Source organism: Prochlorococcus sp. MIT2309, assembly GCF_059772305.1.
On record NZ_CM186282.1, the window covers coordinates 1,625,659 to 1,647,087 of the forward strand.

The 21,429-nt window shown below is 35.6% G+C and carries 24 protein-coding genes and 1 tRNA gene; 15 read left to right on the forward strand and 10 right to left on the reverse strand.

What is annotated here, in order from left to right; translation table 11 throughout:
• Window positions 1-48: 48 nt before the first annotated feature.
• From fabZ to msrA, 4 genes are read left to right on the forward strand one after another with little or no spacing between them, the layout of a single operon-like run.
• The gene (gene fabZ / locus AC6EJA_RS08880; protein ID WP_498503584.1) at window positions 49-456 is read left to right on the forward strand and encodes a 3-hydroxyacyl-ACP dehydratase FabZ; all 408 of its coding nucleotides are present in this window, start codon (window positions 49-51) and stop codon (window positions 454-456) included.
• 4 nt (window positions 457-460) lie between these two features.
• Complete coding sequence (lpxA, locus tag AC6EJA_RS08885; protein ID WP_498502301.1) at window positions 461-1,318, forward strand: acyl-ACP--UDP-N-acetylglucosamine O-acyltransferase; 858 nt, start codon at window positions 461-463, stop codon at window positions 1,316-1,318.
• Window positions 1,315-2,508 (forward strand): lipid-A-disaccharide synthase, encoded by a 1,194-nt coding sequence (gene lpxB / locus AC6EJA_RS08890; protein ID WP_498502302.1) that lies wholly within the window; start codon window positions 1,315-1,317, stop codon window positions 2,506-2,508. The genes lpxA and lpxB overlap by 4 nt, the downstream gene beginning before the upstream one ends.
• Before the next feature lies 1 nt (window position 2,509).
• On the forward strand, window positions 2,510-3,112 hold the full coding sequence (gene msrA, locus AC6EJA_RS08895) for a peptide-methionine (S)-S-oxide reductase MsrA (RefSeq protein ID WP_498503585.1): 603 nt from the start codon (window positions 2,510-2,512) through the stop codon (window positions 3,110-3,112).
• Window positions 3,113-3,166: 54 nt separating this feature from the next.
• On the opposite strand, the gene AC6EJA_RS08900 is transcribed toward msrA, so the two are convergent.
• Window positions 3,167-4,657, reverse strand: coding sequence for a leucyl aminopeptidase (locus tag AC6EJA_RS08900; protein WP_498502303.1), 1,491 nt, complete (start codon window positions 4,655-4,657; stop codon window positions 3,167-3,169).
• A 33-nt stretch (window positions 4,658-4,690) separates the two neighbouring features.
• A complete protein-coding gene (locus AC6EJA_RS08905) occupies window positions 4,691-5,293 on the reverse strand; it encodes a GIY-YIG nuclease family protein (RefSeq protein WP_498502304.1) in 603 nt (200 codons plus the stop codon).
• A 192-nt stretch (window positions 5,294-5,485) separates the two neighbouring features.
• Here AC6EJA_RS08905 and AC6EJA_RS08910 point away from each other — a divergent pair, with 192 nt between their 5' ends.
• The 3 genes from AC6EJA_RS08910 to pyrF are packed head-to-tail and all read left to right on the forward strand — an operon-like array spanning window position 5,486 to window position 7,841.
• Window positions 5,486-5,812, forward strand: a complete 327-nt coding sequence (locus AC6EJA_RS08910; protein ID WP_498502305.1) for a DUF1825 family protein — start codon at window positions 5,486-5,488, stop codon at window positions 5,810-5,812.
• 32 nt (window positions 5,813-5,844) lie between these two features.
• Entirely contained in the window at window positions 5,845-7,107 is a 1,263-nt protein-coding gene (tyrS, locus tag AC6EJA_RS08915) for a tyrosine--tRNA ligase (protein ID WP_498502307.1), read from the forward strand.
• Window positions 7,104-7,841 (forward strand): orotidine-5'-phosphate decarboxylase, encoded by a 738-nt coding sequence (gene pyrF / locus AC6EJA_RS08920; RefSeq protein ID WP_498502308.1) that lies wholly within the window; start codon window positions 7,104-7,106, stop codon window positions 7,839-7,841. The genes tyrS and pyrF overlap by 4 nt, the downstream gene beginning before the upstream one ends.
• On the opposite strand, the gene plsY is transcribed toward pyrF, so the two are convergent.
• The 5 genes from plsY to AC6EJA_RS08945 are packed head-to-tail and all read right to left on the reverse strand — an operon-like array spanning window position 7,838 to window position 12,031.
• Complete coding sequence (plsY, locus tag AC6EJA_RS08925) at window positions 7,838-8,452, reverse strand: glycerol-3-phosphate 1-O-acyltransferase PlsY (protein WP_498502309.1); 615 nt, start codon at window positions 8,450-8,452, stop codon at window positions 7,838-7,840. The genes pyrF and plsY overlap by 4 nt on opposite strands.
• Complete coding sequence (locus AC6EJA_RS08930; RefSeq protein WP_498502310.1) at window positions 8,452-9,483, reverse strand: DUF3086 domain-containing protein; 1,032 nt, start codon at window positions 9,481-9,483, stop codon at window positions 8,452-8,454. Before AC6EJA_RS08930 ends, plsY begins: the two co-directional genes overlap by 1 nt.
• Before the next feature lie 42 nt (window positions 9,484-9,525).
• On the reverse strand, window positions 9,526-9,933 hold the full coding sequence (locus AC6EJA_RS08935; RefSeq protein ID WP_498502311.1) for a DUF3119 family protein: 408 nt from the start codon (window positions 9,931-9,933) through the stop codon (window positions 9,526-9,528).
• Window positions 9,933-10,679: an MlaE family ABC transporter permease gene (locus AC6EJA_RS08940; protein ID WP_498502312.1), complete on the reverse strand. Its 747-nt coding sequence runs from the start codon at window positions 10,677-10,679 to the stop codon at window positions 9,933-9,935. Before AC6EJA_RS08940 ends, AC6EJA_RS08935 begins: the two co-directional genes overlap by 1 nt.
• A complete protein-coding gene (locus AC6EJA_RS08945; RefSeq protein WP_498502313.1) occupies window positions 10,676-12,031 on the reverse strand; it encodes an MFS transporter in 1,356 nt (451 codons plus the stop codon). The genes AC6EJA_RS08940 and AC6EJA_RS08945 overlap by 4 nt, the downstream gene beginning before the upstream one ends.
• Before the next feature lie 143 nt (window positions 12,032-12,174).
• On the opposite strand from AC6EJA_RS08945, the gene AC6EJA_RS08950 reads away from it, so the two are divergent.
• Window positions 12,175-12,245 (forward strand) — tRNA-Gly (locus tag AC6EJA_RS08950).
• An 8-nt stretch (window positions 12,246-12,253) separates the two neighbouring features.
• Here AC6EJA_RS08950 and AC6EJA_RS08955 read toward each other — a convergent pair.
• Entirely contained in the window at window positions 12,254-14,311 is a 2,058-nt protein-coding gene (locus AC6EJA_RS08955) for a glycogen debranching protein (RefSeq protein WP_498502314.1), read from the reverse strand.
• Between the two features lie 533 nt (window positions 14,312-14,844).
• Here AC6EJA_RS08955 and AC6EJA_RS08960 point away from each other — a divergent pair.
• From AC6EJA_RS08960 to AC6EJA_RS08975, 4 genes are all read left to right on the forward strand, one after another.
• A complete protein-coding gene (locus AC6EJA_RS08960) occupies window positions 14,845-15,120 on the forward strand; it encodes an HU family DNA-binding protein (protein WP_320674215.1) in 276 nt (91 codons plus the stop codon).
• 832 nt (window positions 15,121-15,952) lie between these two features.
• Window positions 15,953-16,210, forward strand: a complete 258-nt coding sequence (locus AC6EJA_RS08965) for a hypothetical protein (RefSeq protein ID WP_498502315.1) — start codon at window positions 15,953-15,955, stop codon at window positions 16,208-16,210.
• Window positions 16,211-16,496: 286 nt separating this feature from the next.
• Entirely contained in the window at window positions 16,497-16,661 is a 165-nt protein-coding gene (locus AC6EJA_RS08970; protein ID WP_498502316.1) for a DUF8633 family putative protein, read from the forward strand.
• Between the two features lie 107 nt (window positions 16,662-16,768).
• Window positions 16,769-16,984, forward strand: coding sequence for a hypothetical protein (locus tag AC6EJA_RS08975; RefSeq protein ID WP_498502318.1), 216 nt, complete (start codon window positions 16,769-16,771; stop codon window positions 16,982-16,984).
• Between the two features lie 276 nt (window positions 16,985-17,260).
• Here the strand turns inward: AC6EJA_RS08975 and AC6EJA_RS08980 are convergent, their stop codons facing one another.
• Complete coding sequence (locus tag AC6EJA_RS08980; protein WP_498502319.1) at window positions 17,261-17,557, reverse strand: high light inducible protein; 297 nt, start codon at window positions 17,555-17,557, stop codon at window positions 17,261-17,263.
• 275 nt (window positions 17,558-17,832) lie between these two features.
• On the opposite strand from AC6EJA_RS08980, the gene AC6EJA_RS08985 reads away from it, so the two are divergent.
• The 3 genes from AC6EJA_RS08985 to AC6EJA_RS08995 all read left to right on the forward strand — a co-directional run bounded on the left by AC6EJA_RS08985 (window position 17,833) and on the right by AC6EJA_RS08995 (window position 20,404).
• Window positions 17,833-18,276, forward strand: coding sequence for a hypothetical protein (locus AC6EJA_RS08985; protein ID WP_498502320.1), 444 nt, complete (start codon window positions 17,833-17,835; stop codon window positions 18,274-18,276).
• 113 nt (window positions 18,277-18,389) lie between these two features.
• Complete coding sequence (locus AC6EJA_RS08990) at window positions 18,390-19,604, forward strand: glycosyltransferase (RefSeq protein ID WP_498502321.1); 1,215 nt, start codon at window positions 18,390-18,392, stop codon at window positions 19,602-19,604.
• Between the two features lie 92 nt (window positions 19,605-19,696).
• Window positions 19,697-20,404 carry an undecaprenyl-phosphate galactose phosphotransferase family protein gene (locus tag AC6EJA_RS08995; RefSeq protein WP_498502322.1) on the forward strand — a complete coding sequence of 236 codons (708 nt, stop codon included), beginning with the start codon at window positions 19,697-19,699 and terminating at the stop codon, window positions 20,402-20,404.
• Here the strand turns inward: AC6EJA_RS08995 and cbiB are convergent.
• Complete coding sequence (gene cbiB / locus AC6EJA_RS09000; protein WP_498503586.1) at window positions 20,401-21,426, reverse strand: adenosylcobinamide-phosphate synthase CbiB; 1,026 nt, start codon at window positions 21,424-21,426, stop codon at window positions 20,401-20,403. The genes AC6EJA_RS08995 and cbiB overlap by 4 nt on opposite strands.
• Window positions 21,427-21,429 lie beyond the last annotated feature (3 nt).

Here is a 21,429-nt window from a genome sequence, read left to right on the forward strand (position 1 = left end):
TTGACAGAATCATCTCCAAAAATTGTCTTACTTGATAGTGAGCAAATCATGGGCCTTTTGCCTCATAGGTATCCTTTTGCACTAGTTGATCGTGTAATCGAGCATGATCCAGGTAAAAGGGCAGTTGGTATAAAAAACGTGACTTTAAATGAACCTCAGTTTCAAGGACATTTTCCTGACAAGCCATTAATGCCAGGAGTCTTGATAGTTGAAGCTATGGCTCAAGTTGGTGGACTTATTGTTTCCCAAATCGAAGACTTGCCAAAAGGTCTTTTTGTTTTCGCTGGAATAGACGGAGTGCGATTCAGAAAACCAGTTGTTCCAGGCGATCAACTCGAAATAAGTTGTGAATTAATTAACATAAAAAGACAGCGGTTCGGCAAAATTCGAGGGGAGGTCAAAGTCGATAATCAACTGGTTTGCTCAGGTGATCTGATGTTTTCATTGATGAGTTAAAAAAATGAGTGAAAAGATAGATTTTCCTGATTATTCTTGCCAGAGAAAAGAAGTAAGGATTCATCCTTTAGCTGATGTTTCTTCCCGAGCTGAATTGGACTCAGGTGTTGTTATTGGTCCTGGAGTCGTAGTTGGACCTGATGTGAGTATTGGAGCTAATTCTGTAATAGGGGCAAATGTTGTTCTCGAAGGCCGTTTGCAAATTGGGGCAGAAAATAAAATCTTTCCAGGAGCTTGTCTTGGTCTTGAACCTCAAGATTTAAAATATGATGGTGCACATACAGAGGTGATTATTGGTAATAAAAATACTTTGCGAGAGTGTGTAACGATCAATAGAGCAACAGAGGAAGGAGCCCAAACTAAAATTGGCGATGGAAATCTTTTAATGGCATATTGCCATATTGCTCATAATTGCTTGATAGGAGATCGGGTTATTATGTCAAATAGTGTCCAAGTTGCTGGCCATGTAATTATTGAAGATAAAGCTGTTATTGGGGGTTGTACTGGTATACATCAATTTGTCCAAATAGGGTCACTTTCGATGATTGGAGGAATGTCAAAGATTGAAAGAGATGTACCACCATTTTGTTTAGTAGAAGGGAATCCAGCTCGAGTAAGAGGGTTAAATATTGTTGGACTTAAAAGGAGTGGATTTGAATTAGAAAAGAAAGATGAATTTAAGCAATTGCAAGAGATTTGGAAATTACTTTACAGGTCTGGTAACTCTCTTAAACATGGGCTTGAAAAAGCGCGACAAGAAAATTTATTCTCCTTAGCTGATCAATTATGCATTTTTCTTGAGCAATCTTCTCAGAAAAATAGACGTGGTCCAATCCCTGTCATTAAAAAGTTAACTAAATGATCAGGATTCTTATAAGTACTGGTGAAGTCTCTGGAGATTTGCAGGGTAGTTTACTAGTTCATGCTCTAAAAGTAGAGGCATCTGAAAGGGATCTTTCTTTGCAGGTGTTTGCACTGGGGGGCGTCCGTATGAAGTCTTCAGGCGCTCAAATTATCGCAGACACCTCATTGATAGGTGCTATTGGTTTTTGGGAGGCAATTCCATTTGTGCTACCTACTTTGAAAATACAAAAATTAGTTGATAAATTTATCGCAAATAAACAACCAGATGTAGTGGTTCTTTTAGATTACATGGGGCCCAATATCAGATTAGGCAATAAAATTTCTAAACTAAAGAAAAAAATTCCAATTGTTTACTACATAGCTCCTCAAGAGTGGGCATGGAGTTTTGGTAATGGTGGAAGCACGGATTTAATTAATTTTAGCGATAAAATCTTGGCTATTTTTGAGGCTGAGGCTGAATACTATTCCGATAAAGGTGGAGAGGTTCAGTGGGTTGGTCATCCTATGCTTGATACAGTCAAAGATTTGCCAAATACAAATGAGGCATATGATCGACTGAATATTGATCAGAATAAAAGAGTTGTCCTACTTCTTCCAGCTTCAAGAAAACAAGAAATAAAATATTTGATGCCTGTTCTGGCTGAGGCCGCAAGTATTCTTCAGGAACGAGACCCTTCACTTTATTTTATTGTTCCTGCAAGCTTACAAGTTTTTGAAACCACAATTGCAGAGACACTTGCTAATTACTCTGTTGTTGGAGAAGTCATTCCAGCAAATAAAACTGATGAACTAAAGCCATATCTTTTCTCAGCAGCAGAACTTGCGATTGGGAAATCAGGAACCATCAATATGGAACTTGCTTTAAATTTGGTTCCTCAAATAGTTGGCTACAAAATAAGTAGAGTCACTGCTTTTATTTTAAGAAAGTTTTTAAAATTTAAAATTGATCATATTTCACCGGTCAATCTTTTAATGAAGGAAAGACTTATTCCAGAGTTGGTCCAACATGATTTTAATGCCCAATCAATTGTTGATTTTGCCGTGCCTTTGCTGGAGCAATCTATAGTTAGATCAAGAATGCTCGACGGTTATGCAAGATTTAAAGAAAGACTTGGTTCCCCTGGTGTTACGGCCCGAGCTGCTAAGGAAATTATCGACTTGGCTGAAAAAAATACCAAAAAAAGCTGATATACGATTCTGCACAGTTATCTTTGCTTTATGTTGCCTTTTATTTGCTCCTCTCCAGGTAGCTGCTTCAAGTGACTTGGGTGTATTTGCCGGGGGATGTTTTTGGTGTTTAGAACATGATTTTGAGGATATACCTGGAGTCTTAAATGTGGAGAGTGGATATACTGGTGGAGATTTAATTAATCCTACCTATCAAAATCACACTGGCCACCAAGAGGCAATTTCTGTTAGTTATGATTCAACTCTCATAAGTTATGAAGATCTCTTGAGAGTTTATTGGCGAAATATTGATCCACTTGACGGAGAAGGACAATTTTGTGATCGTGGAGATTCTTATAAACCAGTTATTTTTACTAATAATACATATCAGGAAGAGAAGGCACTGCTAAGCCTCCAAAAAGTTGCAAAAGAATTAAACTTACCTATTGAGGCAATTAAAGTCCAAATTACAGAAAATAAACAGTTCTGGTCGGCAGAAGACTATCATCAAGATTATGCAGTAAATAATCCAGTTAGGTACAAGTTTTATAGATATAGCTGTGGTCGTGATAAAAGACTTCTAGATGTATGGGGTGAGAGGGCAAAAACAATGAATGCTTGGTAGAAAGGCAAAAAAAGAGTGACGTTAATTGTCTGATGACGCAACTCTTCATATTAGTTAATGGTCGCTATCAATGCTTAATTCCTTTATCCAGCTTACAAGTGTCCTTACTCCATAACCTGTGGCTCCAGCTGGATTTATACCATTATCTTTATCGGTCCAACAAGTCCCAGCAATATCAATGTGAGCCCAACGAACTGACTCATCGACGAATTCCCTTAAGAATAACGCAGCTGTAATAGATCCCCCTGCTCTAGGACCTGTATTTTGTAAATCAGCAAGCATCGATTTGAGTCCTTTCTTGTAGGAGTTCCTCATCGGCATTCTCCATAGACCTTCACCTACGCAATCTGCGGCTTGAGAGAGTTCAGCCGCAAGATCATCATTTTCAGTCCACAAACCCGCAATTTCATCACCGAGTGCAATGACACATGCCCCTGTCAAAGTTGCTAGATCAATTATGGAATCAGGATTAAGAGCGCAAGCGTAAATAAGGGCATCAGCAAGCGTTAGACGTCCCTCTGCGTCAGTATTATTTACCTCAATTGTTTTGCCGTTAGATGCGGTGATAATGTCTCCTGGATGCAAAGCTGATCCATTAATCATATTTTCACATGCAGCAACAATAAAATGAATCTCGATGTTTTTTGGTTTTAATTCTGCAATAGCTCTTGCAGCTCCAAGGACAGAAGCACTGCCACCCATGTCGTATTTCATTTTTTCTATTTGTGCAGCTCCAACTTTTAAGTTATATCCACCAGAGTCAAAGGTTAAACCTTTACCTACAATTGCAACGCGTTTTTTAATTTGTGTGGAAGGTTTATAAATTATATGAATAAATTGTGGTTCTAAATCAGATCCTTGGGAAACAGCGAGATAGGCTCCCATTTTTTTCTCTTGACAATCTTGTTTGTTAAGGATATTTATTTCTAAATTGTATTCGGAGCTAATTTTTCTTGCTTGATTGGCAAGTTCATTGGGAGTTAGCGTGTTTGGAGGCGATCCCACAAGTTCTCTCGCTAGCTCTACTCCTGAGCAGATTGGCTCAATGTCTTTTAAGAGATCTTCCTCAATTTCATGAAGGTTGAGGAATTCTATTTCTTGGGAACTTTTTGTTAATTCAGGCTTGCTTCTAAAACGTGAATCTTTGAAGTTTGTAAGTCTGAAACCCTCTAAAAATACTTTAATAGTTTTAGTTGGATTCAAATCACTCCATGGAAAGAAAATACTGATTTTATCTACCGAGCCAATATTTGCTCTGGCAATGGATGATGAGGCTTGTCGAAAATCATCTGAAGTGAAAGTCCCCTCCCTCCCGAGACTGACAACTATCAATTTTTTTATTTTCTCATTTAAAAATTGAAAGGAAAATAAATCACCCTTTTTACCTTTAATTCTGGATTCTTCAAGAGATTTAATTAAAGACTGAGTGTTTATAAGGGTTTCAAAAGGTTCAAGTTGTTTTTTTTGATTATTTTCAGTTAAGCCAATAACTAATATTGAACCGGACCAGTTTTGTAGATCTCCTTGATAAAAAGAAACTTTCATTTAAATCGTGCTTTTACTACATTTTACCTAAAGTTATACAGAAAATTTGGTAGTGAATGGGGTTTGCCAACGACTTCTTGTTTCTTTATTAAAAGGGGGGAGCCATTTCTGAATAAGTTTGCTTTCAAGGTTCCTTCTCTTTCTTGTGTTTTCTGGAACATCTGTCCAAAAACGAATGCTTAAGGTGCTTTTAATCCCTAGAGTTTGTAGGGTTTCAGTGTAGTTTTTAAGGTAAGTTTTACAGTCATGTTCTCCTTTCCATCTCTGCTCTGCGGCGATGGTTTCACCTAGATAAAGCATTATTTTTCTTTCATCATTTTCGAAGGTATCTATAACAACGTAAATCGCTGGTCCTTTATGATAATTTTTGGAGTGACGCCAAAAATTTTGAGGAAGAGGAGTTAGTTCCAGCGGTTTGAAATTGTTTACAGAATCAATGATTTTTTCTTCGAAAAGTGATGTTTGCAATTCAGCTGTTGACTTACCACAAAAATATTTACATTGATGAGTCCAAATACGATTACGCCAATCCTCTAAATAGCCTTTATTTGGCATTTGAGGTTGATTCTCTTTTGAAGATTCCCAAAACAGGCAACTTTGCTTAAAGAGCTCACCTTGCCCTTGTAATTTTTCCATCGAGTTTTTTTATTTATCTGCAAGATGGGCTTAATTGGTGAGTGCGGTGATTCCCCTATGCCCATATTGGAGAAGAAAGTGGGAATAACTGTAAAATGATATAGAGAATCAATGAAGCTAGGACAGCTTTTGTGGTTTCTTTAACATGCCCAACAATTTTTTGGGTATAGAAAACTAATAAGGGTTAAGAGTATGGCCTTTTTTGAATCCGAAATAGTCCAAGAAGAGGCCAAGAAACTCTTTATGGATTATCAAAACCTTATGAAACTAGGTTCAGATTATGGCAAATTTGACCGTGAGGGCAAAAAAATGTTTATCAGCAATATGGAGGATTTGATGGAAAGATATAAAGTATTTATGAAACGTTTTGAGCTTTCAGAGGATTTTCAGGCAAAAATGACTGTCGAACAATTAAAGACACAATTAAATCAATTTGGGATTACTCCTGATCAGATGTTTGATCAAATGAATATGACATTGGATCGAATGAGGTCAGAATTAGAAAAATCTTCTGATTGAGATTAATGTTTTTTTTACTGTAGAGGAATTAAATGTTGAATGAGTCAGAAAATCTACCTGAATTAATATCAAGAGGAGTAGTTGATCTATTCCCAAATGTGAGAAAAGAGGGATTGTCTACAGAAAATAATTTATTAAAACGATTGGATGAGTCAATAAAAATAAACCAACCCCTGCGTGTCAAACTTGGAATTGATCCTACTGGAGCTGAAATCCATCTTGGCCATACAATTCTTTTTAGAAAACTTAGGGCTTTTCAAGATGCTGGTCACACGGCTGTCTTGATAATTGGCGATTTTACTGCTCGTATTGGAGATCCTAGCGGGAAAAGTAAAACCAGAATTCAATTATCTCCAGAACAGGTAGATGCAAACGCGTTAACTTATCTCGAACAACTTGGAAGTAAAAAATCTCCAGATTTATCTATTTTGGATTTCAAAACACCTGGAAGACTTGAAGTTCATCGTAATAGTGAATGGCTTTCAAAATTAAATTTAGTAAATGTAGTCGAGTTACTTACTAACGCCACAGTTGGTCAGATGTTGGCCAAAGAAGAATTTGCCAATCGATATAAAAAAGGAACATCGATTTCACTTCATGAATTTCTTTACCCTCTTTTACAAGGTTATGATTCATTTGCAGTCAATGCAGACATTGAACTTGGTGGAACAGATCAAAAATTTAATATAGCTATGGGAAGAGATGTTCAAAAGTTTTTTGATCAAAGACCTCAATTCGGAATGCTTTTACCAATATTGACTGGAATAGATGGAGTGCAAAAAATGAGTAAAAGTTTAGGTAATACAGTATCTCTAACTGAAGACCCTCTTTCAATGTATTCAAAATTAGAAAAAGTACCTGATTCGAGTGTCTATAGATATTTAGAATTACTGACCAATTCGAATCTATCGGACCTTCCTTCTAATCCTAGAGAATTACAAAAATTTATGGCATTGACTGTGACATCAACTTTTTATGGAAAGGAAATTGCAAATTCGGCTAAAGAAGATGCAGCTCAACTAGTCACAGGTGGCGTCAATTTAGATAATAATATTTTGGATATTTCTTTTGCATCTATTTCATTCCCTGTTAAAGCTTTTTATTTTTTAAGTGCAATTGGTTTATGCGGTTCAAGTAGTGAAGCAAGACGTTTAATCCAAGGGGGTGGCGTGCGATTAGATGGTGAAAAAATTTGTGACCCTAATATTGTTTTTCAGAATCCCAATGAACTTTCTGGCAAAGTAATACAAATTGGAAAAAAAATATTCAGGAGACTTTCCCAGCAAAAAACATGAAGGAAATTTTAAAAAAAGAAAGTAGTCCAAATCAAAAAATTATTCTTGCTTTAGATGGCTTATCTGAGGTTGATGCGATTGACTTAGTGGGAAATATTCCTGAACTCCTGTGGGTCAAGGTTGGGCTTGAATTATTTATAAATGGAGGGCCAGCAATCGTAGAAACTTTTCTCGAGATGGAAAGGAATATATTTTTGGACTTAAAATTCCATGATATCCCAGCTACTGTTTACGGTGCATGTAGGAGAGCTGCGAATTTAGGTGTGGGTCTATTAACTGTTCATGCTAGTTCGGGAGTTAAAACCATAGAGGCTGCTGTACAAGGTTTATTGGATGGTTCCACAGAATCAGGTCTTCCTAAACCAAAACTTTTGGCTGTAACAGTTTTAACATGTTGGGATAAAGAAAATTTCAACAAAGAATTATTAATAGGTCAATCTATTGAGGATAGAGTTTTATTCCTAGCAAAATTGGCTAGGGATGCAGGAGTGGATGGATGTGTTTGTTCACCCTTAGAAGTTGCTAAATTACGTCTTGAATTCCGAGACGATTTTGAGTTGGTCACGCCGGGGATAAGAATGATCAATGATGAGTCGAACGATCAAAAGAGAATTATGACACCAAAAATGGCAATTCTCTCAGGTGCCTCAAAAATAGTTATTGGCAGACCAGTAACAAAATCATCAAATCCAAGGTTTGTTTTTGAACAAATTTGTTCTCAGTTAAGAAACTAATTTTTAAAACCAATCTTTGGTTCTTTACCTTTCAAAAGCCTTTGAATATTTTCTCGGTGCCTCCAGAAAACCATTAACATAGAAATGAAAGATACCAACATATAAGGAGAAGATATTTCTCTGCTTTCTAAATTGATATACATGAAAACTGGTAGGCATATAGATGCACAAATACTCGCAAGTGAGACAATTCTGCTAATACTTATTATAAGAAGGAAGATACCAAGACTTGCAAGGCCAACCGGCCAAGACAACCCGAGGAATAATCCTAATCCAGTCGCTACAGCCTTACCCCCTTTCCACTTAAGCCATACAGGCCATATATGTCCACCAAGAGCACTTATTCCAGCAATCACTTGCCAAGTATCATTTAGATCGAAAGACTTGGCTATCATTACAGAGGCAATACCCTTGAGGACATCAACTAAAAAAACAACTAAAGCCGCTTTCTTCCCAACATGCCTCAGTACATTTGTTGCTCCTGTTGAACCAGATCCCATTTCTCGTAGATCAATATTTTTCAGCCATTTACCTGCCAAGTAACCAGTTGGAATAGATCCCAGAAGATAGCCAATTAGTAAAATTAAAGGACTTGTTGTTATGGATGTCATTAAATAAACTCCTCCTCATCTGCATAAATTTCCTCGGGTGAGGCAACAAAGGCTAACCAAATTGGGAATTGGAGGATAGGCGTGTCAATTGATTGCTCTGCTGCATCTATAAGTATTAAGGGTACTTCCTCTCTATCCTCTAACCTGTCAGCTCTCTCAATCAGACCATCACTTCTCTCAAAAAGCATTATCCCGCTATTAGGACCAAAGTCTTCTCTGCTTAGTCCAAGAGCGTCTTGTAGTCCACGCCTCCATTCACCAAGTCGTTCAGGTTGACTTGCTAGCACAAGAGTCTGGAAACGTTCGCCATATAGATCACCAAGTATTGCTATGAGTGCGGCAGCCAGAAGAATATTCTTAGATCTATTTCCTCTACTGGGTTGAGCGCCCCTCCCACCCATACTAAAAAACCAATCGAGAAGAAGTTCTTTGTCTTTGATCTCAAGACTTCTTCGAAATTTCCAAGGGTCAGCATAAAACTCGGGTTGTTCCAGATATTGAGTTAGGCAGTCACGAATAAAATCTTCATCTGGTTTAAAAGTATCTGATATTGCAGGTGAAAAGACTATTTCTTCACGTTCAATTGATTGTTTATCGAGAGGTGACGGTGTGAGTAAAACTGGTTCAGAAACCAACTCTAACTGTTCAGCTGATTGAGCAAGCTCTTGGAATGCTCCGGTTAGGTATTCTTGGAATCCTTTTAATCTTCTAGCAATTGCATCGGATTGCCCAACAAAATTACTTGTTAATTCTTTCTCAATAGAAACTTTTTTGAGTGAAAGTGCCTCGATTTCTTTTTTTAGAAGATTTCTTCTCTCAATAAGGTCATTGAGATTTTCGTCTAAAATATGCCTAACTTTCTCACTCTGCTCTGTGTCATTACTTTTATCGAATTTTCTTTTTTCTTGAGTAGGTTTTGATTCAATTGAGTCAACAGTTATGTCATTAGTAGGTTTCGTGAGTTTTCCCAACTCTTCATCACTGAGTTTTTGAAGATTACCTTCGTTATTATGATTGTTTGTTTCTGACATTAACCCTCTCAAGGTGTATCCAATTTACTGGGATATAGCATTTTAATTATTTTTTATTTCTAAATCTGGTAATTTTGATTTTAATTTTAACTCTAATTCTTCTGGGTTAAATAGTATTGGGAGCAAGTGTGGGCTTGCCTCCTCTCGAAAATAGAAAAATCCAGGCACATTTGGAAAAAAGATTTTCCATGCGATCCAGTATTTGTAAGGAAAGCGTCGAAGTTCTTTGCCCAATTGCCATACCACTAGATCTTTGTCAGTAAATTCCAATTTTAGAGTAAAAGACTGAAGTAGAAGAAATAACCCAAAGCTGCTAATAATTATTGTTGGCCATGGACTCCAAGGCAGTAACAATAGTAAGAGTCCTATCCCAACAATGATCAAAGGCAATTGATGGGAGGGGGTAAGCGTTTCTCTTTGACTTGAGTTAGAAAGATTTGTTTGAGACATTAACCAAAAAGAATTTGAGTAAGTAAGACATCCATTAAAGAGACCGTTAGAAGTGTCATGACTACAGCGCCTGTAGTACTGGTACCAACTTCTTTTGGACCACCCCTTGTTGTTAGTCCCCAACCACATGCAATGACACCTATTTGGAGCCCAAAAACAAGAGCTTTAACAAGCATAAATGGTATATCACTCAAAATTAGCCAGTTTCTTACAGATACCCAAAAAATTTCAGGAGGGATTTGATAAAGCGAAGTACTGCTTATTTGCCCACTCCATAGTGCAACTGTAAAAAACAACAAGCATTGAACTGGTGCCATAAGAACCATTGCCAGTAATCTTGGCACCACTAAATATTCAACCGGATCAGTTTTTAGCATTGTAATAGCATCAATTTGCTCAGTAACTTTCATTGTCCCAAGTTGAGCCGCATAGGCTGTTGCTACTTTCCCCGTTAATAAAGTTGCTGTAAGAAGAGGTGCAATCTCTCTTGCCATTCCAATGGCTAGAAGACCTCCTACCTCAGAACCAATACCTTGTTTGCTTAATTCTGCAGCCACTTGAATATTAAAAACCGTGCCTGCTGCTACACCTGTTATTAATACAATTAGAAAACTACCCGGACCAGCCTCCATCAATTGCTCAGACAAATCATTAATTGAAATTTTCTTTTTTGAAATTGCATTAACTGCTTGTCCACCAATCAGAAGACTTTCCCCAAGTCTTTTTAACCATCTTGGAATCTTCATGATTTTGAGGGCACATAATTTTTTTCTTTATCAATCCAACTTTGCATAATGAAAAGACCAGTTCCAATAAGTATCGAAGGAATAAGGCCCATACATATTCTTATAGTTGTAATCGCACTTATAGGTTGTTCAATACAATTATTAAAATCAAGACATTGATTTGCTGATTTGTATCCAGCAAAACTTAACAGAAGTCCAAGTATTTGAACACTAAGGCCAATTCCTATTTTTTGAATTAATACCATCCAGGCGGTGTAAATCCCAGCTGGTTTTTCAGGATCTGCATCAATTGCGTCAGGTAGTAAAGACCAAGGAATTAAATATGCAGTGGCTGCACCAAAACCTATCAATAGAATAGTAATTAATAAAAATATTAGTTTGATGATTTCAATAATTTCAATTGATTCAATTTGAAATATATTAATATTTTCTCTTAATGGTGGCAAAATCATTGAAATTAAGCATGCTGTTATCCAGATAAACGATCCTTTAAAAAGAGCCTGTATTCTTCCATTCTTGTTAGAGTAAAAACTCCAAAATTGAAGGCCTAAAAGAGCACTAATTTGAAAAGGAATTGGTATCCATTTTGATATTTCTGTAGGGACTTTCATAACTTGCTCAAGGTATATTATCGATACAGTTTGCATTAGTTGTAATCCGCACCAAAGTAGAAGATATAAACAAATAATTTTAATAAAAGACTTGTTAGAGAGAATCCTTTTTATTTGCAATCTAAAGGGCTCTGTTTTTTTTCTAGGTCTTCTCGCTTTCTTCGCAAAAGGAGCAAGACCCCAACAAGATATAAGTGTGGCAATAGTTGCTATTGAGCCTGTAATCCTTCCCATTAGTATGTAGCCGCCATCCCCTGCAGATAAAAGGCCTGCGGCAACAATTAAACCTGAAAGTCCAGCTAAAATTGATCCTGTAAATCTTGCAGCATTCAGCCTTGTTCTTATGGAAGTTTCTTGAGTTAATTCGGTTGAAAGAGCAGCAAATGGTAAGTTGACACTTGTATAAGCAGTCATCAATAAAACTGTTGCAAACAAGTAATAGAGAGTTTTTTCATTTGTACCTCCAGGTGGAATCCACCAAACTGCAGCCAAACTCATACCCAACGGCGCAGCTCCGCCAATCATCCAGGGTAATCTTGGCCCCCATCGAGATTTTGTATGGTCGCTTAACCAACCGATTAAAGGATCATTTATTGCGTCCCAAATCTTTATGACCATAAGTAAAGACCCTGCGATAAAAGCAGGTAACCCTGCTGAGCCTGTAAAGAATGGAAAAAGATAAAAACCCAGTTGAGTAGCGGCTAATCCTGTCCCGGCATCTCCAAGTCCATAGGAGAACATCAACCTTCTTCGAGAGCCCGTGTTGAGAAATTTTGATTTTGATATGGTCAAACTCTTTTTTTGGGGGAGCGCAGGGTAATAATGTGTAGGTGCTTGCTTTCACAACCTAACCAAATAATATGCTTTGGTTAGTTAGTTCTAGCGCGGGCGTAGTTTAGTGGTAAAACCTCAGCCTTCCAAGCTGATGATGCGGGTTCGATTCCCGCCGCCCGCTTAAATGAATCAATAGTTAATACGCTTAGCGTATTGATCTTCAATCATCAAGACCATACTCTTGTGGGCAACTTCAATATTTTTTTGATTAGTTACCGAAGTTTTGGGATCTTGCTCTTGATTTTCTTTTGAAGTATCTAATACTTTGACCCATTGTGATATTGGCCTTGGCAACTCAAAATTCATTGCCTTTTCATATGCATTGAATCCAAACCAAGCACATGAACCTTTATCTTTATAATTTATGCTGTAACTTATAGTGTGAGACCAACTGCAAAAATCAGGTTCTTTCAATTTAATCCCATGCCATTCTACCCATAAATTATTTCCGCTCAGGGACTTTTTGTTATCGGGTAAAAATTTTTTTGGACTAAAAAACTCTGGTAAACTTTTTCTTATATTTATTAACTTTTCTAAATATAATTTTAATTCATAGTCACATTCCTCACGCCCCCATATCATCCATCCTAAATTATTATTTTGACACCATGTATTATTATTACCGCCTTGACTTCTCCCAACTTCGTCACCCATTAAAATCATTGGGACACCTGGAGAAAATAGAAGAGTTGATAATAAGTTCCTTTGTTGCTTTTTCCTTAAAATTTCTATTTTTTTATCTGATGATGGGCCCTCAACTCCATGATTAAAACTATTATTAGAATTGTCTCCATCTCTATTATTCTCTCCATTTGCTAAATTATGTTTTGTATTGAAACTCAATAAATCTCTTAATGTAAAGCCATCATGTGAAGTTATAAAATTAACAGAGTATTTTGTATATCTTCCATTTGATTTATATAAATCTGGGCTACCCATTATTTTATCTTTAAAAACCCATGTGCAATTTTTATCACCTTTCCAAAACTTTCTAACATCGTCTCGAAAATGACCATTCCAAGTACTGAATCTTTTTGCTGGAAAATCATCCAACTTGTAAAGCCCCCCACAGTCCCATGGCTCACTTATTAATTTCAAGTCACTTAGCAACGGATCTGATTCAATTTCCTCGAATAGTGGAGGCTCTTCTAAAGGGAGAAGATCCTCACCTCTACTTAAGGCGATCCCAAGGTCAAATCTAAATCCGTCAACGCCTAATTCGATAGCCCAACATCGCAAGGATTCAAGAATTTGATTCCTTACGAGTGGCTTATTAGCTGCAATGGTATTTCCACATCCCGTAACATCAAGGAACTTATTTTTTTTGTCTTGGTGATAGTAGGTACTTTCTCCAAAGCCCTTCCAGCTAATAGTTGGCCCGCTCTCATTTCCCTCCGTAGTGTGATTGTATACAACATCTAGAATCACTTCTAGTTGGGCATCATGGCAGGCAGCTACTAGAGTTCTGAATTCATCTCTAGCCTTTAATGGGTCATTGCTAGATACATATTGTGAGTGAGGAGTAAACCAATTTAAAGGGCTATAACCCCAATAGTTTTGTACCCCTCTTGGAGAATCATAAATATCAAAAGCAAACACAGGCAAAAGTTCTATTGTCGTTACACCCAAGCTTCTTATGTAAGGAATTTTTTCGATTAAACCAAGAAAAGTTCCTTTATGTTCCCTACAAACTGAAGAATTTTTTGATTGAGTAAATCCACCAACATGAAGTTCATATATTATGGTTTGCTCCCAAGGGTGCCTCGGTCTTGGATGTGAGTCGAAATCAAAGCGATCTCTCTCAGTTACTACAGATTTAAGGTGTTTGTCAAAAAGAGTTTTTTGTGATTCAAGTGTTTGTCTCTTATAACTATTCCATCCAGAAATGGCTCTTGAACAAGGATCTAAAAGTAATTGGTTCCTTTTAGCTCCTCTGACATTACTAATTACTCGATAACAGTAGCGACACCCTTGGTTAATCCCCTCAACTTCAACATGCCAGTAGTCGCCTGATTTATTTTTTGAGTCAACCAGGGTAATAATTTCATAGGTTGAATCATCTTTGGGATTATGAAAAATTAAAAGTTCTAGCTTTGTGGCATGAGGTGCTGCTACTGAAAAATTTACACCTAGTCTTGTTATCGAGCTACCAAGGGGCCATGGTGAACCACAATTAATTTTGCTCACTGGTTTCTTCCTCATGCAGTAAGCCATTCTTAAGTTAGTTCTTTCGATCGCTTTAACAACGCAATGACTTGAAATCCCTCACTAGATAGAAGATTTGAAAATAAAAGCAGTAAAAATTTTCGAATTTGATTGGATTTTGCCATCGGAATGTTCTCTTCTGCGAACGTTTGTTGTTTACATTCAGTTTTTTTATTTTTTTTTTTTTTCAGCTGAGGAGAGGAAGAACAAGCTTCAATTTTTTGGAAGGAAAAAAGAGTGTTAGGAAAAATAATTCCTCTAAATGACTGCAATCACTAAGTATTTTCATTTTAAGACAGTCGTTTATTTTTCAGTATTTTCAAAAATCTCATTTCTCAAAACGTCTTTTTGCTACTAATTTTGGTCTTTTTCCCTTGGACAATGCATTGCGCCACAGTCTTTTTCAGTTGCCGGCATGCGATTGCTTCCATACGATTAGCGCGATTGAGATTTTCTCCATCAAAAGCCTGTTTGGTTTTTGTGGTTAATACTCTCCGCTACATCCCTACTTTCCAATGAACAAAGCAGATCTTGTAAACCTTGTTGCGGCTCGTACAGAGCTAACAAAAACAGACGTGTCCCTAGTGGTTGATGCCGCTATTGATACTATTATTGATTCTGTTGTAGAGGGCAAAAAGGTATCAATACTTGGTTTTGGTTCTTTTGAACCTCGTGATCGCTCTGCCCGTCAGGGACTCAACCCTAAAACAGGCGAAAAAATTAAAATTCCTGCAAAGCGAGTTCCAGCTTTTACCGCGGGTAAAATGTTTAAAGATCGCGTACAAGGTTAATCCAAAAGAAACTTCTACAAAAAAGGGCCTTTTTCAAAAAGGCCCTTTTTTGATTCGACTAATCTCTTAATCAAGATTAGTCGAATCAAATTAGGCCGATAAAGAATCTTATTACTGCAGTATTTTATTTGCAAGATCGTCTTTTGAAAAATTATTTTTGTAATTGATTCTTAAATTAATCTACTTATTAAATATGAAGATTTTTTTATTTTTAGTTTTAGACTATTCTAGACTTATAATTTCATAGGGAATTTTTCTAATTGAATTTTCAATTACTAATTAATTTTGCCATCTTAAAAAGAATTTCTTTTGGAGAAAATTAATTTACTTATTAAAATGAATAACTGCGCAAATAAAAAAAAAATTTGCTTAGTCATTTTCATATTTTTGATTTTTCCATTTCGAAGTTTGGAGGCTTATGCTAATATAAGTAAAAATAAATATATTAATTACTCTCAACCTATAAGAAATTGTATTAAATATAAGAAAAAGAAAACATGTATAAAAGCTATTGCTTATCTTGAGAGATTGCAATTAGAGGAGGCAGATATTAATAATTTGGCTTGTCAAAGCAGAATTTTAGCTTTGCAATCCAGCTTAATAGCATACATGTATAGAATCTCAAAAAAAGAAAATTCAATTAAATATTTAAATGAGGCTAAATCTTATTGTTATAGCCTTAAAAATTGGTAATTATTAAATATTTTTTGAAAATTAAAAATTATTAAATTTTTGAACTTACATTATTTAGTTAATTATCTGATAAAACTAATGTAATTCTCTAAGAAGACTATATGATTAGAACCAAAGAAGTTCAAATTCTATTAAAAGCATGGCCTCTAAGAACTCTAAACCTGAAAGCATGAAAACAAGCAAAAAAATTTCAATGAATAGTTCAAAGTCAAATGAGAATGGACAGGAAGTACTGTTGAATTTACCTGCAGGTATGAAGTACCGAATGCCAGGAAAAAATCAAAGAATCATAGTGGGCGGAATTGTAATTGGTCTGAATGTTTTACTTGTGATAAGCGTTATTCTTTACTTCTATCTCCCTGGATTCCAGGAATTTGTATACAATTTTGGAAGATGAAGATTCATTAGAAAATAAAAAAACCCCGCCTAGGCGGGGTTTTTTTGAGTTGCCTGGACGTCTTTCCTAGTTTCGACTCCAGAAACTCAACTCCTCACTTTAATATTATTGCTTGGTTTTTTTTTATTGGCGAGAGCATGAGGCAGCTAACTCAACTGTCACAGTGACAGTTGAGTTAGCTGCCTCATGCTTTGGATTTAATGAAATTTAATTTCTTTGCAATATTGGGCTTTTGATTTGATCAAATTTTTAGGTAAAGTGCTTCAAAGATTTACTCCTTAGAATTATGACTTCAAAGGCAGATCTAAATTCTAAATTTGAGAAGAATCCTCCTCAACGTAAAACAACTTTAAAATGGGGGTCAGACGGAGAGTTGTCGGCAATTGACATGGCAAGGGTTCTGAGTAGATTGAATAATTCTAATTTGACTGAATGTGAGCTTGAGGATTGAAACCAAAAAACCTTAGAATTAATTTAATAATCCTCTGAAAGCATATTTTTTATTAATATTGGTAATAACTCTTCGATTTTTTTATGAGAATATTTATAGGATTCTTATTGGTCTTTACATTTGTAATTGGTCTTTATTATTACTTAACTGGTTATCCATCAGCTTTTGAGGCTGATCAGAAATGCCACTCAATTTTACTTACAAATTTCTCTGAGGATGGGGAGCATGGGTGTGATCATGATTTAGAAACAAGGCAATGGATTTTATATGAAAAAGGAGAGGATCTATCGGCTGCAAAAGTTTTAAAAAGGTTTCGCTATTAATATATTATTTTTCAATTTTATTAAAACGAGACGAGAAATTAGAATAGAAAGTTTTACCAAATATTGCAGTTATAATAGAAGTAATGGCAAATGTTGATATCTGCCCGATGCTACCGACATCGTATATATCTTGCTCCAAAAACTCGAAATCAATAAGAGAACCTATTGTGCCCCATATAATAACTAAAACTGACACATACATAATTCCATAAAAGACATTTTTTTTCATTTGACTCAGGGGAATAACAATGATTATTCTAACTTAAAATTCAGTTCTTAAATACCAATTCCAAATATACTTTTAGTAACAGCTTCTCCTTTAAAAACAAGCTCAGTAAGAATTAACATTAAAAAACCAAACATAGCAGCTCTTGAATTAACAAGTTCTGCATTATGGTTAAAACCAAAAACCTCCTGAACCTCATTCCCCTCATTATCTATCCACTTTGCATATTCATTTGTTTCTGGAATAGCTTTGAGATTATTAACTTCTCTTACATTATCTTCGGGAGAACCATCACTAGAGTTGCGATTTTCTTTTATCTCGCTGTGATTATTTGAATTTAGATCCATTCAAATATTGAAACTTTCTATAAAATACTACTTTTTTTTTCTCCGGTGAGGCTTTTTTCTTGAATTCTTTATCATTCTCTTCTTAAAATAACTGTAGTACCGTTTTTCTAATTGGTTTAAGTTAAATCCAATTAGTGATAGTAAAAAGACTATCAGGACTATTACAAAGAAAATATGCATATTTGAGCTTTAACAAATAAGTAATGTGATTTTTGATTTATTTTACTGAGACCAAGCTGATTTGCTTTAGAGTGGTAATGAAAATTTTTTATTAAATGGAGACACTAGGTAAAATTTCATGGCTAGTACCTGCCCTGCCACTTGCAGGATCATTATTAGTTATTTTCCTCCTAATTATTTTTAATAGAACAATTAATAGGTTAACTAAGCCGATTTCAATTTTTTTAATAGCTTGTGTATCTATTTCTACTATTTTTTGCATAACTTTGTTAGTTATCAAAACTCCCGAACAGTCACAAGAAATTAATTTTATATTCTCTTTCTTTAAATTTAATTTTGTATTCTTTATAAATAATACAATCGAAAAAGTTATTACAGTTCTCGGCTCTACTGCTCTTGCTGTTTTAATATGGTCATTCTATTCCTTGAAAAGAAGAACCGGCTATATACGTTATTTCTCAAGTGTTACGGCTTTTTCAGGGATTATCTTCTTATTAATTATTGGTAAAATAATTCCATTACCATTTCTTGGTATTTGACTGTTAATTGAGCTAAATTTATATATTAATTTAATTTTTTGATATTCTATCAATTCATTCCACAAAAGTACTTATTAATGCTCCTATATAATAAAATACCACCTTGAGAATATTTGAATTTTACAAAGCTACCACGGGAAATAGCTCTAGTTCATGAATGGTTTTCGCCAGGCTCTGTTGGTGGTGCAGAGCAAGTTGTGCAATGCATATATGACTATCTCACTTCAAAAGGAAGTGATGTGGCTTTGTGTTCTTTGGTAGACGGAGAAAGTACCATTCGGTCCAGTTGGCTTTATGGGAAGAAAATACAAACAAGCTTTGTTCAAAATTTGCCCTTTGGGATAAATAACGTACAAAAATATCTTCCGCTGCTTCCTCTTGCAATTGAGCAGCTGGAGATAGGGGGTGCCCCTCTTGTAATTAGTAGCTCTCATTGTGTCGCGAAGGGATTATTACTTTCACCGGATCAGTTACATGTTAGTTATGTGCATACCCCAGTTAGATATGCCTGGGATCAAATGAATGTTTATTTAAAAAGATCAACTTTTCGTAGGCTAGGTTTGGGGCCGTTAATAAGATTGCAACTGCATTCGCTGAGAAAATGGGATCAACTGTCCGCTTCAAGAGTTAATTATTTTATAGCTAACTCTAGATTTACCTCAATGCGGATAAAGAGTTATTGGGGGCGAGAATCAAAAGTAATTAATCCACCGGTAAATGTTGATAAGTTTAGAAGTGATTTAAATAGAGATGAATTTTACTTGTGTCTTTGTAGGCTTGTGCCAAATAAAAGGGTTGATATTGTTATTGAGGCATTCAATAAATTGAAGTTGCCCCTTATTGTTGTAGGTGATGGACCAGAAAAAGCTTTCTTAAAAAGTATTGCTGGGCCGAGTGTTGATGTGGTGGGTTTTTTGGATTCTGAAAAAGTAATTAAGCTCATGCAAAGTTGTCGTGCATATGTTTACGCAGGACTTGAGGACTTTGGAATTGCCCCTGTTGAGGCGATGGCAGCTGGTGCCCCAGTAATTGCCTACGGCAAGGGTGGAGTTCTTGATAGTGTTTGCTGTGCTTCAGATGACTATTCAAAAGCAACAGGACTTCTTTTCTCTGAGCAGAAAGTCTCCTCTTTAGTTGAGGCAATAGAGTGGTTTGAGAAAGATGGATTATGGAGAAAAATTAGTTCTAATTACTTACACCAATGGTCTCAAAGATTTCATCCGAATAAATTCAATTCTAAGATGGAGAGATTTTTGATGATGGTTAATGAAGAACATAAAAAAATCAACTCATCTTTTATGAAAAATCCTTCATTATTGCCAGAATAATTTTGCGATGATTAGGTAGGCTAATAGTGGATGATTTTCCTATCTTTTTTCAAAAATTAGGGCCATGAATTTCTTTCTAGACAACTAAACTCATGAGAGGCTTCTCATCTTTTTCAGGTAGAAATTTAGATGTTACTCCATCAGATCTTAAAGCTCATGCCTTGATTGGGAAGCAAAGTGTTTGGGGTAGGGTCCTGAAAAGGGCTGGTGATATTATTTTTTCAACCTCTGTAATAATTTTCGGAACGCCAATTTTTCTCTTTCTAGCAATATTCGTAAAAATCAGCTCCCCTGGCCCTATTTTTTATGTACAGAAGAGAATAGGGAGAAACTATAAGAAATTTGGTTGTATAAAATTCAGGACTATGTATAAAGATTCAGATCTTTTATTAGAGAAGCTTCTTTCCAATTCATCTTCATTAAGAGAAGAGTTTGAGAGCGATTTTAAATTAAGACAAGACCCTAGGATAACTCCAATTGGAAGATTCTTAAGAAGATCAAGTCTTGATGAACTCCCTCAATTTTTCAATGTATTAAAAGGAGAAATGAGCGTTGTTGGGCCAAGACCAATAGTGAAAGATGAACTTGATAGATATGGCTCTGCTATGGATGAGGTCATTTCTGTTAGACCTGGCCTCACAGGACTTTGGCAGGTCAGTGGAAGGAACAACCTTACTTATTCCAAAAGGGTTCAAATGGATCTTTTTTATGCTCGCTATAGGTCTTTCAATTTGGATCTTGAGATTATATTATTAACTTTAGGAGTCCTATTCTTTCCAATGGATCGAGGGGCTTATTAGCTAGTTGGAAATTCAAGAAATATCAAAAAAAAGATTATTGCTGCCGACCATAAAATTTCTAATTTAAGAATGGATTTTAAAATTTGTCTAATAGATTCGCGATCAGCATCTTTGGCACTGCTTGCTAAAAGTGGTTTAATTTTTATTTTGTTTTTATAGGAGCTTTCTCCTCCCATTTTTATATTTAAGCAATGGGCGAATATAGCTTCTGAAATGCCAGAATTTGGGGATTCGTATTTAGACCCGTCTCGATAGGCTGCATTGATTAAGCTAGGAGCCAATTTCCAAGATCTGCATGTAATTGGAAGAGTTAACAGAACAATTCTTGATGGTATCCAAGTTAATAAATCATCCAATTTAGCTCCCCAAAAACCAATATATTTAAGATTTCCCTCTTTATATCCAACCATGGAGTCAAGAGTACTGCTGGCTTTATAAATCCAGACGAATGTAAGCGGACCTGGAAAAATTACAGAAATTTTCCAAGAAATCATCCCCACAAAGACCCAAAAAATTGGTGCAAAAATTCCATCAACTGAATTTTCACTAACTGATTCAGCGGTCGCTCTTAAAATCTCCTTTTCATTCAGCTTATCTGTATCTCTACCCACAATGAAAGCAAGCTTTTCCCTTGATTCTTTTATCCGAATTTCTTTTTTATTGTTTTCAAGGGATTTTAAAATATCTAAACTTGTTTTTTTTAAAGAGCCAAATGCAATTGCACTTGAGAGAGAAATTACTAATATTACGGTGCTAAATTGACTAATAAGAATCGATTTTGAAAAAACTATTCTTTCAATAATATAGCCACAAAAGCCACTTAATATAAGAATAAAAACTGTAAGAATAAGCCCTTTAAATAATAGTATAAATCTATTATTTTTTCCTTTAGATTCAATCTTATCAACACTATATTTTATTAATACACCAATAACTTCAACTGGATGAAGAATCTTTTTAGGGTCACCAATTATATAGTCTAATAAGATTGCAGTACAAAATATTATAGTTAAATTATTCAGGGC